The 15887-nt window shown below is 50.8% G+C and carries 18 protein-coding genes and 1 rRNA gene; 17 read left to right on the top strand and 2 right to left on the bottom strand.

Going from position 1 to position 15887, the window contains the following annotated elements; genetic code table 11:
* Positions 1–114 precede the first annotated feature (114 nt).
* A 5S ribosomal RNA gene (rrf, locus tag ACFVSO_RS27805) occupies positions 115–231 on the top strand.
* A gap of 385 nt (positions 232–616) precedes the next feature.
* On the opposite strand, the gene ACFVSO_RS27800 is transcribed toward rrf, so the two are convergent.
* Positions 617–1147, bottom strand: a complete 531-nt coding sequence (locus ACFVSO_RS27800; RefSeq protein WP_119803325.1) for a transposase — start codon at positions 1145–1147, stop codon at positions 617–619.
* A 224-nt stretch (positions 1148–1371) separates the two neighbouring features.
* On the opposite strand from ACFVSO_RS27800, the gene ACFVSO_RS27795 reads away from it, so the two are divergent.
* From ACFVSO_RS27795 to rsmI, 10 genes are all read left to right on the top strand, one after another.
* The gene (locus ACFVSO_RS27795; protein ID WP_387479986.1) at positions 1372–1563 is read left to right on the top strand and encodes a sigma factor G inhibitor Gin; all 192 of its coding nucleotides are present in this window, start codon (positions 1372–1374) and stop codon (positions 1561–1563) included.
* Positions 1564–1728: 165 nt separating this feature from the next.
* Positions 1729–3234: an aminotransferase class I/II-fold pyridoxal phosphate-dependent enzyme gene (locus ACFVSO_RS27790; protein ID WP_387479980.1), complete on the top strand. Its 1506-nt coding sequence runs from the start codon at positions 1729–1731 to the stop codon at positions 3232–3234.
* Between the two features lie 109 nt (positions 3235–3343).
* Entirely contained in the window at positions 3344–3979 is a 636-nt protein-coding gene (gene tmk, locus ACFVSO_RS27785; protein ID WP_387479979.1) for a dTMP kinase, read from the top strand.
* A 107-nt stretch (positions 3980–4086) separates the two neighbouring features.
* The gene (locus ACFVSO_RS27780) at positions 4087–4416 is read left to right on the top strand and encodes a cyclic-di-AMP receptor (protein WP_119803331.1); all 330 of its coding nucleotides are present in this window, start codon (positions 4087–4089) and stop codon (positions 4414–4416) included.
* A gap of 15 nt (positions 4417–4431) precedes the next feature.
* Positions 4432–4875: a YaaR family protein gene (locus ACFVSO_RS27775; protein ID WP_387479978.1), complete on the top strand. Its 444-nt coding sequence runs from the start codon at positions 4432–4434 to the stop codon at positions 4873–4875.
* Between the two features lie 35 nt (positions 4876–4910).
* Complete coding sequence (gene holB / locus ACFVSO_RS27770) at positions 4911–5888, top strand: DNA polymerase III subunit delta' (RefSeq protein ID WP_387479985.1); 978 nt, start codon at positions 4911–4913, stop codon at positions 5886–5888.
* Positions 5889–5891: 3 nt separating this feature from the next.
* A complete protein-coding gene (locus ACFVSO_RS27765; protein WP_387479977.1) occupies positions 5892–6695 on the top strand; it encodes a PSP1 domain-containing protein in 804 nt (267 codons plus the stop codon).
* 65 nt (positions 6696–6760) lie between these two features.
* On the top strand, positions 6761–7162 hold the full coding sequence (locus tag ACFVSO_RS27760) for an initiation-control protein YabA (protein ID WP_387479976.1): 402 nt from the start codon (positions 6761–6763) through the stop codon (positions 7160–7162).
* Between the two features lie 135 nt (positions 7163–7297).
* Complete coding sequence (locus tag ACFVSO_RS27755) at positions 7298–8029, top strand: tRNA1(Val) (adenine(37)-N6)-methyltransferase (protein ID WP_387479975.1); 732 nt, start codon at positions 7298–7300, stop codon at positions 8027–8029.
* On the top strand, positions 8026–8916 hold the full coding sequence (rsmI, locus tag ACFVSO_RS27750; protein WP_387479974.1) for a 16S rRNA (cytidine(1402)-2'-O)-methyltransferase: 891 nt from the start codon (positions 8026–8028) through the stop codon (positions 8914–8916). The genes ACFVSO_RS27755 and rsmI overlap by 4 nt, the downstream gene beginning before the upstream one ends.
* A 138-nt stretch (positions 8917–9054) precedes the next feature.
* Here rsmI and ACFVSO_RS27745 read toward each other — a convergent pair whose 3' ends face one another.
* On the bottom strand, positions 9055–9309 hold the full coding sequence (locus ACFVSO_RS27745; protein WP_028609554.1) for an AbrB/MazE/SpoVT family DNA-binding domain-containing protein: 255 nt from the start codon (positions 9307–9309) through the stop codon (positions 9055–9057).
* Positions 9310–9578: 269 nt separating this feature from the next.
* Here ACFVSO_RS27745 and ACFVSO_RS27740 point away from each other — a divergent pair, with 269 nt between their 5' ends.
* From ACFVSO_RS27740 to yabG, 6 genes are all read left to right on the top strand, one after another.
* Entirely contained in the window at positions 9579–10880 is a 1302-nt protein-coding gene (locus ACFVSO_RS27740; protein ID WP_387479973.1) for an HD domain-containing protein, read from the top strand.
* Between the two features lie 33 nt (positions 10881–10913).
* Positions 10914–11693, top strand: a complete 780-nt coding sequence (locus tag ACFVSO_RS27735) for a TatD family hydrolase (protein WP_387479972.1) — start codon at positions 10914–10916, stop codon at positions 11691–11693.
* A gap of 451 nt (positions 11694–12144) precedes the next feature.
* Complete coding sequence (locus tag ACFVSO_RS27730) at positions 12145–13296, top strand: resuscitation-promoting factor (RefSeq protein ID WP_387479971.1); 1152 nt, start codon at positions 12145–12147, stop codon at positions 13294–13296.
* 151 nt (positions 13297–13447) lie between these two features.
* Entirely contained in the window at positions 13448–13996 is a 549-nt protein-coding gene (rnmV, locus tag ACFVSO_RS27725) for a ribonuclease M5 (protein ID WP_387479970.1), read from the top strand.
* A gap of 3 nt (positions 13997–13999) precedes the next feature.
* Positions 14000–14926, top strand: coding sequence for a 16S rRNA (adenine(1518)-N(6)/adenine(1519)-N(6))-dimethyltransferase RsmA (gene rsmA / locus ACFVSO_RS27720; RefSeq protein ID WP_387479969.1), 927 nt, complete (start codon positions 14000–14002; stop codon positions 14924–14926).
* 63 nt (positions 14927–14989) lie between these two features.
* Entirely contained in the window at positions 14990–15865 is an 876-nt protein-coding gene (yabG, locus tag ACFVSO_RS27715; protein WP_387479968.1) for a sporulation peptidase YabG, read from the top strand.
* Positions 15866–15887: the final 22 nt, after the last annotated feature.

Here is a 15887-nt window from a genome sequence, read left to right as displayed (position 1 = left end):
AGGCGGACATCGTAAGCATAGGCTTAGGGTGCGAGTCTGGAGATTGAGGAGCATGCTAAAGTACAATCAGCAATTACTTTCGTATCCAGTTTTCAAGGTGCAAACCCTTGATCGTTTGGTGATGACGGCGAAGGGGAACCACGCGTTCCCATACCGAACACGACCGTTAAGCCCTTCAGCGCCGATGGTACTTGGACCGCAGGGTCCTGGGAGAGTAGGACGTCGCCAAGCACAAAATGGCCTGTCGCAGATGACTGCGGCAGGTTTTTTGTGCGTTCGGGGGCTTTGGGATCGGCGAAGCCCTTGATCCCAAAGCCCCCGGGCGACGTTCCTCTCCCTGTCTGGGAGAGTGTCCGAACCTTTGATCGAAGCAACTCGGAGATGTAGGCCCGGCCTTAGAGGTAGGTTCAGACGCCGACCGTGATGTAGAGCTTCGTAGCTGACTCATCCGGTGCGGAATGGACATCGCCAAGCACAGAAGCCTACCGAAGTGAACGGGTAGGCTTTTCAAATTTAAAGATAAGATCAAACATAAAAACCTAAAGTCAAAAGACCATTCTCTCGGGGAGAATGTGAAGGGCCCTGTTGCTTGTGTGCAACAGGGCTTAAGCCATTTTTAACGATGATAATAGGATGCTTCTTTCCATTGGAGGCGCAGGACGCCGTCTTTGCGCTGCTTGCGGAAGGCAAAGGACAACATAAGGCGGGGAATGATGAGCCAGATGTGCCAGGAGATGAGACTGATCATAATGGAGGGCGGTGTCCACGGATACAGGACAGCAATGATGCACAAGCCCAGCCAGAATAGATGCCGATGGACGCGTCTGAAGATCAGGAGCGAGATATCATTGGCCGGCTTGAATCCGATCCAGGGCGGTGTGATGCGCCATGTCCATTGACGTTCCGCTGCTTCAGTGACGGAGATAAAGGTTAAGACGATAATAATGAGGTGGAGCACTTGTATTGCTGCAAACCCGAATAACCAAGCGAATAACCCGTGTATGCCGTAATTCAGCATTTGAAAGCCGAGGAAAATAGCCGCTATGATGAGATGGCTCAGGATGAGCTCTGACTTGACGATGACTCTTTTGACCAGTTGATATTGATAGATCGTGGCGTTCATTTGATCCGCTAGGGATTGTTTCATGCAGGACATCCTTCCGTTATCTTGCTAAAACTCCATTACATATATCGGCAAATACAGGAGGTTCGTGAAGTTTAACTTTTACGCCCGTTGTCAATCACCATTCGCCCAGACGCCGCATAAGATATATAAATATTTGAAATACGTTATGAAACAAGTATATTTCACTAGAATTCGTGGCATAATAATAGGAATAGAGTTAACGGAATGAGAAAGCGGGGATGATTATGGATCAAACCACCACTCATCAATGCACGATTTGCGGCAAGTCGAAGTCAGAAGGGGAAGGTATCCGCATTGTACTCGGCTTCATATGCGCCGATTGTGAGACCGAGATGGTCCATACGGATGTGAAGGATGCCAAATATCCGTTCTTCATTCATCAGATGAAACAATTATTTGTTGAAAAAAATGCTTGAAACAGCCCTGGGAACAGAGGCTGTTTTTTATATCTGCAAAAACGACTGACACTGGATGAAGACACAGCCTTATTTACGTCTGGGACATGACTTCGTACAATAGATGAATAGACACCCAATCAGTCAACGGACGAACGGATTGGAACGGAAGGATGATCGATCGCGATGGGAAGATTACAAGCTCCGCTGTTTGAGGCGTTGATGAGACATGCGCAGAGCAGTCCCGCCAGCTTCCATGTACCGGGGCATCACAACGGGGCGGCGCTTCTGCATGCGCTCCATACTATCGATACCGAGGATGCATTAGATATAGGAAAGCAGCTATCCGCTATTATGCGTCTCGATGTGACAGAGCTGTCTTCAACAGATGATCTCCACCACCCGGAAGGCGCTATTCTGGCAGCACAGCGTCTGGCAGCTCGTTGTTATGGAGCGGAGGAGACTTGCTTTCTGGTTGGCGGCAGCACTTCTGGTAACTTGGCGATGATTCTCGCTGTATGTGTGCCCGGCGATATCATCATCGTACAGAGGAACGTACATAAGTCAGTCATTAACGGGATGAAGCTGGCAGGTGCCAAGGCTGTATTCCTGACACCTCATATCGATTCAAGCACGGGACTCTCAACGATTCCGTCGCTTGAGCAGGTCAAGCAGGCGCTTCATCAATACCCGCAGGCGAAAGGCGTGTTCCTCACCAATCCCAATTACTACGGAATGGGCGTGAAGCTGGACGCGTACGTAGAAGCATGTCATGCACAGGGAAAGCCGCTACTGATCGATGAAGCACATGGTGCTCATTATGGGATGCATCCAGATTTGCCGACTTCGGCTATACAGGCGGGCGCAGATGGAGTAGTTCAGTCCACGCATAAGACCCTACCGGCGTTAACGATGGGGGCCATGCTTCATATGCAAGGGAAGCTTCTGGATCGACGTAGAGTAAGAGAGGCGCTAGCTATGGTGCAAAGCTCCAGTCCTTCTTTTCCCATCATGGCTTCACTCGATATTTCCCGCGCAATAGTGGATAGGCTTGGCGACAATCTCTTCCATACCGCGATCGAGGCGGTACATTCTTTCCGAAATTGGGTAAAGGAAAGTAAGATGATATTCACTGTAGGTGAGACTGGGCTACATACGGACAAACAGACTGATCCGCTGAGACTAATACTGACGGTACCGAGCGGGAAGCTGACAGGATTCGAGCTGCATCGGGAGCTGGAGAAGCGCGGATGCTGGGCGGAGATGTCGGATCCTCTTTATACAGTATTGGTCATAGGTCCTCATGTCTGCGCTGACGGAGCTATATCCCGGTTAAAGGATGCTTTGAAGGACATTCATCAAACATATGTATATGCTGAATGCCGTGAACCAAATCGACAGGAACAGACGGAGCTCGTAGACCTTAGCGAAGGGATCAGCGAACCGGTCTCATTCGCAAGAGCGAAGGAACAGACAAGCAGGAGAGTCCCCTTGTATGAAGCCCTTCATCATCCATCCGCCGAAATGATCATTCCTTACCCTCCGGGGATACCGCTTCTCTATCCAGGTGAGCGATTCACGGATCGTCATCTTGCCGATATCAGGCGATTATCAGGTGCCGGTGCGAGGTTCCAGGGTGCTGAGGACAGCACAATGGATACCGTAGCTATATTAATAGAAGAGAAATGTTGAAGAGGGTCGAAATACAAGGGATATCCCTGTAAATTTCATTGTAGTAGCAGTACCGCTTTGTTACAATGAAAGGACAAGGACGCTACTTACAGTAAGGGGAAACCGCAGATTGAGTACGGGACTGTTTATTACAATAGAAGGCGGCGAAGGCGCCGGCAAAAGCTCACTCATTGGGCAGCTTGCGAATACAATGCAGAATAAGGGCTATCGCGTAGTCGTCACGCGGGAGCCAGGGGGCATCCCGATCGCGGAGAAGATTCGCACCGTGATTCTGGACCCCGAGCATACGACGATGGATGCAAGAACGGAGGCGCTGCTCTACGCAGCATCCCGCAGACAACATCTGGTGGAGAAGGTCATTCCGGCATTGGAAGCTGGAGAGATTGTCATCTGTGACCGCTTCGTTGACAGCAGCCTTGCTTATCAAGGCCATGCAAGGGGGCTTGGTATCGAGGAAGTATGGCAAATCAATCAATTTGCCATCAGTGGTACGATGCCTGATCTAACCATCTATATGGATGTCTCCCCGGAGGTAGGCCTGTCGCGAATCGCGAGCAATCCCCAGCGGGAGATAAATCGTCTGGATCTGGAGAGACAATCGTTCCATGAACGCGTACGCGAAGGTTATCACTTGGTGATGGAGCGATTCCCGGATCGCATACACCAGGTAGATGCGGAGGAAACACCGGATCGGGTGCTGCAGGCGGTTGTGGCTATTGTCGAACAACGCTTGAGTGGGATATAGCTTGCTTCGTTGCAGCGTCAATTGTAAGGGGTACCACAGCACGAGCACAGAGGAAGACTAAGTCATTTATTGTTTACCTACTCTAATGAAGCCAAGGGGGAATGAAGATGAAATTAGTCATTGCGGTTATTCAGGATAAGGATAGCAACAAACTGTCTAATGCGCTTGTTCGGGAAGGGTTCAGAGCAACCAAGTTGGCAAGTACGGGCGGTTTCCTTCGCGCAGGTAATACCACGTTTATGATCGGGATTGAGGATGAGCGGGTGCATGAAGTGCTCCAAGTCATCAGTTCGAATTGCAAGGTGCGCGATCAATTGGTCACGCCGGTATCGCCGATGGGCGGATCGACCGATTCCTACATTCCGTTCCCTGTAGAAGTACAGGTCGGAGGGGCTGCGGTATTCGTTATGCCGGTAGAACGTTTTGAACACTTCTGATTGGGTGTGACATAGATGAGAGTTGACCAAGGTTGGCGCCCGGTTGGGCAGAACCGGGCGAGCGCCGATGCATCCATGAAGCCGGTGCAGCCTTCAAACTTCGCTGATGTGATGGTCCAGCAGGATGCGCAGCGAACACAGGAGCAGCTGAATCAGAAGCTGCAAGATATTCATCGGCAAGGCGATCGTCTCGCCAAGAATATGACGGTAAGGGAGCTAATGCTTTACCGCCAAATGGTGAAGCTGTTCCTGGAGGATACAATCAGGCGCGGCGTCGGATTGAAGGAAGTCAGAGGCTTCGACCGCCGCGGGCGGGTGAAGCGCTACAAGCTTCTCGATGAGATCGACGCCACGCTTGTAACGATGGCGGAGGACTTGCTCGACAGCGAGGAAGGCAGAATCGAGCTGTTGAACAAGATAGGCGAGATACGGGGGATTCTGATCAATCTCATGTTCTAGCCTTGCGACGCCAGGAAAGGTAAGGAACGAGAATGATGAGTTTAGAGCATGCCGATATACAATGGAAGGCGCAGCGCATACTGAAACACGCCCTCCAAAGCGATAGAATTTCACATGCCTATCTATTCAGCGGTCCAACCGGTACGGGAAGAATGCAGATGGCGCGGCAATTTGCTAAAGCGCTGTTCTGCAGCACGGATGGCTGGGATGCTTGCGGCGAATGCCTGGAATGCCGGAAGTTCGACCATGGCAATCAGAGTGATCTCATTATGATGGCTCCGGACGGGCAAAGCATCAAGATTGACCAGATCCGTGAATTGCAACGTTCGCTGTCCTATCGCAGCACGCAGACGGGACGCGTCGTGTATATTATTGAAGCGGCGGAGAAGATGACGATTCAAGCGGCGAATAGCTTGCTTAAATTTCTGGAGGAGCCGGTATCTCCGATCGTTGCGATTTTAATTACGGATAATGGACAAGCGGTGCTGCCGACGATTCGGTCGCGCACGCAGTGGGTGCCTTTTCTTCCAATGCCGCCTGAGGCGATGCTGGAGCGCTTGACGGCCGAAGGAGCCTCGCCGCTGCTGGCCCGAGCCGCTGTCCAGCTGTCCTCCGGACTGGACGGCGCTAGACAAATTCTCCAGCAGAATGGGTTTGCAGAAATCAGAAACCTAGTGATACAATTAGGCAAGGAGAGTACGTCCCGATTCACCGCGGCGATGATCACTGCCCAGCAGCAGTTATTTAAGACAGATTTAGCGAATCATATGGATCTGCTGCTTTCATTATTGACACTATGGTTTAAAGATTTGACACAGTTCCAGGCCGGAAGGCAGGACAAGCTTGTTTTTATAGATCAGTTGGAATGGATAAGCAGCAATGCTTATAATCGCTCCTTCGCAGGTTGGGTAAGCTGTATGGAGCATGTCCTGGAAGCAGGCAAGCGCATGCGGGCGAATGTATCGCCACAACTCGCGTTTGAGCAACTATTGGTAAACTTACAGGAGGGCTAATCCTTGTATAATGTCATCGGTGTCCGCTTCAAGAAGGCGGGCAAGATCTATTACTTTGACCCGGTCGAGCACCCCGTGGATAAGGAACAGCATGTGATTGTTGAGACCGCCCGCGGAATCGAATACGGTAAAGTGGTGGTGGGACAGAAGCAAGTCGGTGAATCGGATGTTGTTCTCCCTCTCAAGAAGGTGATACGAATCGCAAGCGATGTTGATGCGCAGGTTGTGGAAGAAAACCGTGCAGCGGCTAAGAATGCATTCACAACCTGCCTTGACAAGATCAAGAGTCATCAGCTTCGTATGAAGTTGGTTGATGTCGAATTTACCTTCGACCGCAATAAAATCATTTTCTACTTTACGGCTGAAGGCCGTGTCGACTTCCGGGAGCTCGTCAAGGACCTGGCCAGTGTATTCCGGACCAGAATCGAGCTTCGCCAGATCGGCGTACGGGATGAAGCGAAGATGCTTGGTGGCATCGGGCCTTGCGGACGCGTCCTCTGCTGTTCCTCATGGCTTGGTGACTTCGAGCCGGTCTCCATCAAGATGGCCAAAGACCAGAATCTATCGCTGAATCCTACGAAAATATCGGGCCTGTGCGGACGTCTGATGTGCTGTTTGAAGTATGAGCATGACAATTATGAGAGCGTGCGCGAAGAATTGCCTGCCGTGGGCAAGATCGTCGTTACTTCGTATGGTGAGGGCAAAGTGACAGGAATCAATGCCGGATCGAAGAGCGTGTACGTACAGCTGTTCGATTTACCAGGCAAGCCAAAAGAGTTGCCGTTAGACGACGTCGTTGTGAAGTAAGCAAGCGGCAGAAGTCATTCTGATAGGTGAGGTAACGCTCACGCTTGAAGTTCTGGGGTGGGAACTTGGAGAAGAGAGATATTTTTGTTCAAATGGATGAATTGGATAATCGAATGGGAGTGTTCCATGCCGAGCTCAGCGCTCTGAAGCTTAAGGTGAAAGAGCTGCTGGAGGAGAACAAGCGTCTTAGCATCGAGAATCATCAGCTGCGGCAGGTATTCAAGCGAGAGACGATATCCGAGCGCGAAGCAGTGGGAGTCGCCGTACAGAGCGAAGTCAGTACGGCGGATGCGGAGCTGTCGCCAAATCATGAGGCTGGCCTCGAAGAGGGCAACGTTGCGGTAGGCGAGGGCCATGACAATCTCACGCGGCTATATCATGAAGGATTCCATATTTGCAACGTATATTACGGACATCTACGAACGGAGGGCGACTGTCTGTTCTGCCTCTCCTTCTTGAACAAATAAGTGGAATCCGTATCGACAGGCCGTCCTTACCGCTGAGGACGGTCTTTTTTCTAAATAAATTTAGGGTAAGAAACAGTACTTTTTGAACAACCTCTAAAAATGAAAAAAATGAACGAAGGATATAAAGGAGAGACCATGAACGTGTCTGAACAACCATCTATTCCGCTTACCGCGGGTGAAAGAATCGACGATTTGTTAACGGATACGGGGCTGATGATCATTCAAAGCCGTGAAGTGTTCAGCTTCTCGCTCGATGCGGTACTCTTGTCGCGATTTGCGAATATTCCGAAGCACGGCCGGATTGCCGATCTATGCTCAGGCAACGGTGTCATTCCGATTTTGCTCTCATCAAGGACAAAAGCTTCCATCGATGCGATCGAAATCCAGCCGAGGCTGGCCGATATGGCGCGAAGAAGTGTCGCATTGAACGGATTACAAGAACAAATTACGGTGCTGGAACAGGATTTGCGTACTTATCCTAAGATTGTGGCCAATGGCGCCTATGATGCCATTACAGTGAATCCTCCTTATATGCCGGTTACGGCTGGCGATAAGAACGAGAACGAACATTATGCCATCGCGCGGCACGAAATACATTGCACGCTTGAAGATTTGGCGCAAGCCTGCTGCAGGCTGCTGCGTCCTGGCGGCAAGCTGTCGATCGTCCATAGGCCATCCCGGCTGCTCGATATTATAGAATCGCTTAGACGCTGGAAGCTGGAGCCGAAGCGAATCCAGTTCGTCCATCCCCATGCGGGCGCAGAAGCGAATATGGTATTAATTGAAGCCATGCGTGACGGGAAGCCGGATATTAAGCTGCTGCCGCCGATTATGGTATACAACGACGAAGGAGTTCAGATCGTATGAAGAGACAGCGAAGCTATTCGGTCCAAGCTAGCGATGGCATGAATGGGGAAGCGGGAACGCTTTATCTGGTAGGGACGCCCATCGGCAACCTGGAGGATATGACGATGCGCGCCATTCGTATTCTGAAGGAAGTGGACCTGATTGCAGCGGAGGATACGAGACAATCCCGCAAGCTGCTCACCCACTTCGATATTCATACGCGTCTGGTCAGCTATCATGAGCATAATAAAGCGGCAAGCGGCCCTGAGTTAATACGGCTTCTGGCTGAGGGGCAATCCATTGCTCTCGTAAGCGATGCCGGATTGCCAGCCATATCTGACCCGGGAGCTGATCTCGTTGCGGAAGCGACAGAACAAGGGATTACGGTGGTTCCGGTGCCTGGAGCGAATGCGGCCTTGTCCGCTCTCATTATGTCAGGATTGCCGACGGATCGATTCTTGTTTGCCGGATTTCCTCCTAGAGAGAAAAAGTCGCTTGGGAAGTGGCTGAAGGATCTGTCGGGACAAGCTGCCACGCTTATAATGTACGAATCGCCCCATCGGCTAACGAAGACGCTCGATGCGATGCTTGAGCATCTTGGCGATCGAAGGGCGGCGGTGGTTCGGGAATTGACGAAGCGGCATGAAGAAGCGGTCAGAGGAACGTTGTCCGAATGCCTGGACTGGTTCCGGGACAATGGTCCGCTAGGCGAGTTCTGTATCGTCGTGGAAGGCGCGGACGCGGAAGCGGCCCAGTCGTCCAATGAAGAGATGTGGTGGTCCCAGTTGGATGTAGCTGCCCATGTCGCACACTATGAGACGACAATGGATCGGAAGGAAGCCATTAAGCAGGCGGCCATCGACCGGGGAGTCCCCAAGAGAGACGTATATAATGAAGTAAATCGATAGGCTGCGGGGGAAGGTCCGATAGAATGGTCGGAGAAAAAAAAGGACCTTCCTGGCCGGGTTCTAGCGCAGGAAGGCAACAAGGAGTATAAAAAGGTTAGAATTAACAAGTAGGTATAAATTGATTATAACCGATTTTTTTTATTTTGTCACAGGAGTAGGCATTTCTGATAAACAAATATGACAAACAATTTTTCCTTTGAAGTAGGAAACGTTCTCTGCATTGCCGCAGAAGATACAAGCAGGCTCATATTTCTTCAGCATGATGCGCTCTCCGTCTACATAAATCTCAAGCGCGTCCTTCTCGCCAATACCCAGTGTACGGCGCAATTCAATTGGAATTACCACGCGGCCAAGCTCATCGACTTTACGTACGATACCTGTTGATTTCATCATTATCTATCAAATCCTCTCACAAAATGTATTTTCGTCACCATTCGACAATGTTTGTAGATTCCATGTTACTATAATACCAACTCTTCCCAAAACAGTCAACCTAGAATCTTCTGCCAGATCGCTGTAACCACAAGCGATCTCGGGGGATCATCGGACAATTGCTATGTAATAGAATACAACAGCTTCGACATTTTGGAAACTATTTTACGACACTATTCGACAAAGGAACTGCGTTTTGTGTCGAAACTATGAACAAAGGAGATGAGAAGATGAGAGAGCCGTTAACGGAAGAAAAGGTATTCAAGGATCCGGTTCACGATTATGTATATGTCAGAGACCAGACGATATGGGAGCTTATTAATACGAAGGAATTTCAGCGGCTTCGTCGGATCAGGCAGCTTGGCACAACCTACCTGACGTTCCACGGGGCAGAGCATAGCCGATTCTCCCATTCGCTTGGTGTCTACGAAATTACGCGGCGCATCATATCGCAATTCGAGCGCAGCGGCTACCCGGATTGGCCGTCCGAAGAACGGCTGGTCTCGCTGTGTGCCGCACTGCTCCACGATGTAGGCCACGGACCCTTCTCGCATTCTTTGGAAGAAATATTTGATACAGACCATGAAGTATGGACCTGCAACATTCTGCTCGGCGACACGGACATTAATAAGGTGCTCCGGCAAGTGTCGGATGACTTCCCGGACAAGGTTGCTGCCGTAATTCAGAAGACGTATCCGAAGCCGATTGTCGTCAGCTTAATCTCAAGCCAGATGGATGCGGACCGGATGGATTATTTGCTTCGCGATGCTTATTTCACCGGAGTTAATTACGGCACATTCGATTTGGAGAGAATTCTAAGGGTGCTCAGGCCGTACCAGGGCAAAATAGTTGTGAAGGAAAGCGGTATGCATGCCGTTGAGCATTACCTCATGTCCCGATACCAAATGTACTGGCAAATTTACTTCCATCCCGTCACGCGCAGCTCGGAGATTATATTGAGGCAAATTTTCCGGCGGGCGCAGGAATTGAATGAGCAAGGCTATACGTTCCGCTGGATGGCGGGACCGCTTCAGCAGCTCTTGAACAATACGCTTTCTCTGAGCGATTACTTAAAGCTGGACGAACCTCTTGCCCAGACGGCATTCGCCGAATGGGCCGAGGAATCGGATGAACTGCTTAGCGATCTGTGCCGTCGTTTCCTGAACAGACAGTTATATAAGTATGTAACCATCGATAATCCTGATGAATCACTTCTATTAGAAGTAACGGATGCGCTGCAGTCGGTCGGTCTCCATCCGGATTATCATATGGAGATTGATTACCCGTTTGACCTTCCGTATGACGTATACAGGCCGGATCAGAACAATGGAGAAAAACGTGAAAAAGCGCCGATTTTGTTGCTGGACAGTGAGGATCGAATTAGCGAGATTTCCATGAAATCCGACATTGTTCGTTCTATTACAGGATTGCATCAAGGACAGTACCATTTATATTTTCCGGAGGAGCCGCTGCGGAAGAACAAGGAGCTTCTGTCCGAGCGGATGTTGAGATTGTTTAAGCTCGACTTATAATGAAATGAATGATTATAGGAGTGAAACGACACGATGACTTTACCGGTACTTTTTGACACGCATACCCATCTTGATTCGTACAAATTCGACGAGGACCGCGAGGCAGTGATCGAACGCGCTCGCGCGGCTGGTGTCGAGCTAATGGTCAATATTGGCTTTGACCGGGAGACCATCCCGACGACGATTGCGCTCGCAGAGAAATATGACTTCATCTACGCGGCTGTCGGCTGGCATCCGGTCGAGAGCATCCATATGAAGCCGGAGGATCTGGATTGGATCGAGGAGCTGTGTAAGCACGAGAAAGTCGTCGCCATCGGCGAAATTGGACTGGACTATCACTGGGATACGTCACCGAAGGACGTGCAGCATCGTGTATTTCGGGAGCAAATCAGGCTCGCGCGCAAGCTCGGAAAGCCGATTGTCATCCATAACCGCGATGCGCATGAGGACATTATTCGCATATTGAAGGAAGAGCAGGCAGAGGAGATTGGAGGCGTCATGCATTGCTTCTCCGGAAGCTGGGAAACCGCCAAAATTTGTCTCGATATGAACTTCTATATCTCCTTCGGAGGACCTGTCACCTACAAAAATGCAAGGGTGCCAAAAGAGGTTTTGGAAAGGGTTCCAATGGACCGTCTTTTGATCGAAACGGACTCCCCTTATCTAACTCCTCATCCAAATCGTGGGAAGAGAAATGAGACCTCTTATGTGGCACTTGTGGCGGAGGCGGCAGCCGAAATTAAGGGGAAAACGGTGGAGGAAATTGCTCAAATCACAACCGAAAACGGTAAAAAATGTTTTGGAATCGTATGAAAGTCGGTTTAAAACCGAGAAATAAAGACCTTTCGCGCAATAAAACTGATTTTTGTCGCTGAAATCACGTATATTTTTGAAGTTTTCCCGCTTTTTTCGTGAAAATCGCATTTTATCGCATCTTTACAACTGGGCTCTGATGAAGGTATCATTCAAATCAGAGCTTTTCGTTTTGTATTGGATTTCCAGTCTAGCAACCCAACATAAGCCTCATCTACACTCCTCACTCCCATCCCATCGTGAACGCTTAGGCGCCTACCACACATACCCTTCACAAGGACGACATCCATCCCAAGTTTGAATAAACGGTAAAACGTCGTCATAGGGATAAACAGGGAGGTGAGAGGGACTGCTTTACTGGAGCGCGTGCTTGCACGCCAATATATTATAGTCGCGTCAGTTGTAACATGCGTAACACTTGGCGGCGGGGCTATGAAGGAGGACCGAAGAAGTGGGATTAATCCAGTCATCTAAGGACACCCATGGGAAACGATCATCCAGCATGACTTTCGCGATGCGATGGAAGCATGGAAACTTGCGTTTGATTATGTTGAGCGCTGTAATCTCAATCGCTATGACTTTCATGTTTTTGGTGTTGTTGTACGGAACGGCTGTCAAAAGCGTCTCCGTAGTAGTGAATGGACAAGAAACCGTTGTGGAAACAAAGCAATGGGTCCTGCAACGCCTACTGGATGAACAAGCTATTACAATTGGACCTCATGATGAGGTGTCTGTCCCGCTTAATTCACCGATTAAGAATGGGGACCGGGTCGAAGTGAATCATGCGATTCCGGTCGTTGTAAAAGCTGATGGCAAGACATCAACGGTGTACACGACAGAGAAGACGGTACAGGCGGCGATAGAGGAACTCAATCTAACGCTACGCAATGAAGATACAATTAGTCCTCCTCTCCACCAACCGGTAGAGGCGGAAGAGATGATAACTATAGTTCGAGTGAATACGAAAGTGTCCGAGCTCGAGAAAACTGTGCCATTCTCTATCGTGAAGAAAGAAGACCCGACACTGGAACAAGGCAAGGAGAAGGTCGTTCAGACCGGCAAGGAAGGCGTCGTGGTTGAGCAGAAGAAAGAAAAGTACGAGGATGGCGTACTGGTATCGAATCAAGTTGTGAGCAAGGTTGTTCAGACAGCAGCGGTGAATCAGGTGGTCGCGGTAGGCACCAAGAAGCCTGAGCCGAAGGTAACCATTCTGTCGAACAACAGTCCGAGTGTGATGACCGTAACCAAAGGCGACGTGACGTTCAAGGCGAAGAAGTTGCTGAAGAATGTAACACTGACAGCCTATTCCGCTGGCGTGGCGTCTACCGGCAAGGATAAGGATCATCCGGACTATGGCATTACCGCCTCCGGTACTCGCGTGAAGGAAGGCCGCACCATTGCGGTTGACCCGAAGGTTATACCGATCGGCTGGTGGGTTTATATCGAGGGCATCGGCTTCCGCCGTGCTGAGGATAAGGGCAGCGCCATAAAGGGCAATAAGATCGATGTTTATTTTGACAGCAATAGCCATGCTACGAAGTTCGGCAAGAAGACGGGATATACCGTCTATATTCTTGGACCGAACAAACCGACAGCTAGCTAACCTGTGTCAAAGAGAAGCGGGGCTGTTCCGAGGGTCACATGACCACCGGAACAGCCCCGTTTGCCTTGCGGAATGGATGAAGTGTCTTTGCATGATTAAGGAAGGTAGGATATGCTGAAGCTAAGGGAACGAACAGGAAGGAATGGGAACGTTGATTAAGGAAGTAATCGTGGTGGAAGGCAAAAGCGATACAGCGGCGATTAAGCGGGCTGTCGATGCCGATACGATCGAAACCAACGGATCGGCCATCGGCGAAGATGTGCTGCGCCGCATTGAGCTTGCCAGCGAGAGAAGAGGCGTGATCATCTTCACCGATCCCGACCATGCCGGCGAGAGAATTCGCAAGATTGTGGCACGTCGTGCCCCTGGCTGCAAGCATGCCTTTCTCCCGCAGGAGATGGCTTATTATAAAGGCGATATCGGCATTGAGAACGCAAGTCCTGAGGCGATTGTGAAGGCCTTGTCGGAGCTCCGTACCGAGTCATCGGCGCAAGAGGGCGAGATCAAGTGGGAGGATCTGATGGAAGCGGGATTGATCATCCATGACGATGCGGCCAATCGGAGACTGATTATGGGCAAGCTGCTGGGCATCGGCTATGCCAACGGCAAGCAGTTCTATAAGCGCTGTACGAGCTTCTGCATATCGAAGGCGGAGTTCGAAGAGGCCGTGCGAGAGATGGAGAAGAAACTGGAGGAATAACGAATGAGTATAGAGAGCGGGAGCGGGCAAGCCAAGGCGCCGAAGAAATCGGGCGCTTCGGATATCGGTACGCCGAGACGAACGAAGGAAATTATCGCAAAGCACGGCTTCTCCTTCAAGAAGAGCCTTGGACAAAATTTCTTAATCGACGGCAACGTCTTGAATAATATAGTAGCTGCAGCTGAGCTGGACGAACATAAGGGCGCTCTCGAGATTGGTCCGGGTATCGGCTCTCTGACACAGAAGCTGGCGGAGACAGCGGGCAAAGTAACGGCCGTCGAGATCGACCAGCGGCTGATTCCGATACTAGCTGATGTGCTCGCTGACAACCCGGAAGTAACGGTCGTTCATGGTGATGTGCTCAAGCTGGACCTCAAGCAGCTGTTCCAGGAGCAATTCTCCGAATGCGCGGGCGTAAGCGTGGTGGCGAACTTGCCTTATTACGTCACAACCCCGATTCTGATGAAGCTGCTGGAGGAGCGTCTGCCGCTCCAGCATATTGTCGTGATGATTCAGAAGGAGGTTGCCCAGCGGATGGCAGCAAAGCCGGGCGGCAAGGAATATGGCAGCCTTAGCGTGGCTGTGCAGTATTATTGTGTGCCCCAGCTAGTCTGCACCGTCCCTCATACCGTCTTCATTCCGCAGCCGAACGTCGACTCTGCGGTTATTAAGCTGACGGTAAGGGACACGCCGGCCGTAGACGTACCGGACGAGGCCTATTTCTTCCGTGTCGTCCAGGCCAGCTTCGCACAGCGCCGCAAGACGCTGGCGAACAATCTGACGGCGTTCGTAGGCAAGGAGCGCCGTGAGGAGCTGACGGCCATGCTGAACCGTATCGGCATCGATCCAGGACGACGGGGCGAGACGCTGTCGCTTGACGAATTCGCCTTGCTGTCGACTAGCCTGCATGAAGCGGGCTGGAATCGATAGCCTACATTTTTGATCACCATTCGGAGGGTCCGCCCATAGGATAGACGAAGAGGTGATTAACCTATGAAGCATGGGGACCTGGTCGTCCGCAAATCGTATGGCGGTGACGTGTTGTTCCGTGTCGAGGATGTACGTACCCATAATGCCGTCCTGAAGGGCACGGATTACCGGCTGCTGGCGGATGCGCCAATTCCTGATCTGTCGGTCGTGCGCGATCCCGAGTCTACGCGCGCAGTACAACAGGTACGGATTAAAGTGAATGAATCGTTAAAGAAAATGCACACCGATAGAGAGCGGCAGGCGCTAGGCACAGAGGAAGCCATCAGGCTTGCTCAGCAGCAGCAGCAAAATGCCCATTACTTTGAGGTGCCCGGCAAGGTGCTTCATCTAGACGGTGACGGCAACTACTTGAAGAAGAGCATGCAGCTCTACAATACGATGCATGTGCCTGCTCACGGCCTGCATATCCACGAATCGCAGATGGCGGATGTGCTGTATCGGCTGCTGCCCCAGATCAAGCCGGATATCGTCGTCATAACCGGACATGACGGCGTGCTGAAGAACCGGGCACCGAACGAGATCTATAGCCTTACGAGCTACAAGAATTCGCAGAACTTTGTGAATGCGGTACGAGTGGCTAGAGAATATGAGAAGAATCGGGACGGCCTCGTAGTCGTGGCCGGCGCTTGCCAATCACATTTTGAGGCGCTGCTGCAGGCGGGCTCTAATTTTGCCAGCTCTCCGGGTCGCATCTTGATTCATGCGCTTGACCCGGTCTATATCGCGATCAAGGCCAGCTATACGTCCATAAGAGATGCCATCAATTTGCCTGATGTGATTCATGGTACGATCAGCGGAATAGATGGCGTAGGCGGCATCGAGACGATGGGGCGGTACAGGGTTGGCTTGCCCAAACCGAAGGTAACGTCGGCACCGTAGGACTATCGGAATGTATAATCAA

Source organism: Paenibacillus sp. NPDC057967 (genome assembly GCF_042887015.1).
In the GTDB taxonomy this organism is placed as follows: domain Bacteria; phylum Bacillota; class Bacilli; order Paenibacillales; family Paenibacillaceae; genus Pristimantibacillus.
This window is presented reverse-complemented; position numbering and strand designations above follow the sequence as displayed.

Excerpts from the sequence above, each read along its gene's own strand:
- ACFVSO_RS27740 (WP_387479973.1), top strand. The coding sequence starts at position 9,579 with ATGAGAGAGCCGTTAACGGAAGAAAAGGTATTCAAGGATCCGGTTCAC.
- ACFVSO_RS27790 (WP_387479980.1), top strand. The coding sequence starts at position 1,729 with ATGGGAAGATTACAAGCTCCGCTGTTTGAGGCGTTGATGAGACATGCG.
- ACFVSO_RS27775 (WP_387479978.1), top strand. The coding sequence starts at position 4,432 with ATGAGAGTTGACCAAGGTTGGCGCCCGGTTGGGCAGAACCGGGCGAGC.
- ACFVSO_RS27800 (WP_119803325.1), bottom strand. The coding sequence starts at position 1,147 with ATGAAACAATCCCTAGCGGATCAAATGAACGCCACGATCTATCAATAT.
- ACFVSO_RS27780 (WP_119803331.1), top strand. The coding sequence starts at position 4,087 with ATGAAATTAGTCATTGCGGTTATTCAGGATAAGGATAGCAACAAACTG.
- holB (WP_387479985.1), top strand. The coding sequence starts at position 4,911 with ATGAGTTTAGAGCATGCCGATATACAATGGAAGGCGCAGCGCATACTG.
- rsmI (WP_387479974.1), top strand. The coding sequence starts at position 8,026 with ATGAAGAGACAGCGAAGCTATTCGGTCCAAGCTAGCGATGGCATGAAT.
- ACFVSO_RS27795 (WP_387479986.1), top strand. The coding sequence starts at position 1,372 with ATGGATCAAACCACCACTCATCAATGCACGATTTGCGGCAAGTCGAAG.
- yabG (WP_387479968.1), top strand. The coding sequence starts at position 14,990 with ATGAAGCATGGGGACCTGGTCGTCCGCAAATCGTATGGCGGTGACGTG.
- ACFVSO_RS27755 (WP_387479975.1), top strand. The coding sequence starts at position 7,298 with ATGAACGTGTCTGAACAACCATCTATTCCGCTTACCGCGGGTGAAAGA.
- rsmA (WP_387479969.1), top strand. The coding sequence starts at position 14,000 with ATGAGTATAGAGAGCGGGAGCGGGCAAGCCAAGGCGCCGAAGAAATCG.
- ACFVSO_RS27735 (WP_387479972.1), top strand. The coding sequence starts at position 10,914 with ATGACTTTACCGGTACTTTTTGACACGCATACCCATCTTGATTCGTAC.
- ACFVSO_RS27745 (WP_028609554.1), bottom strand. The coding sequence starts at position 9,309 with ATGATGAAATCAACAGGTATCGTACGTAAAGTCGATGAGCTTGGCCGC.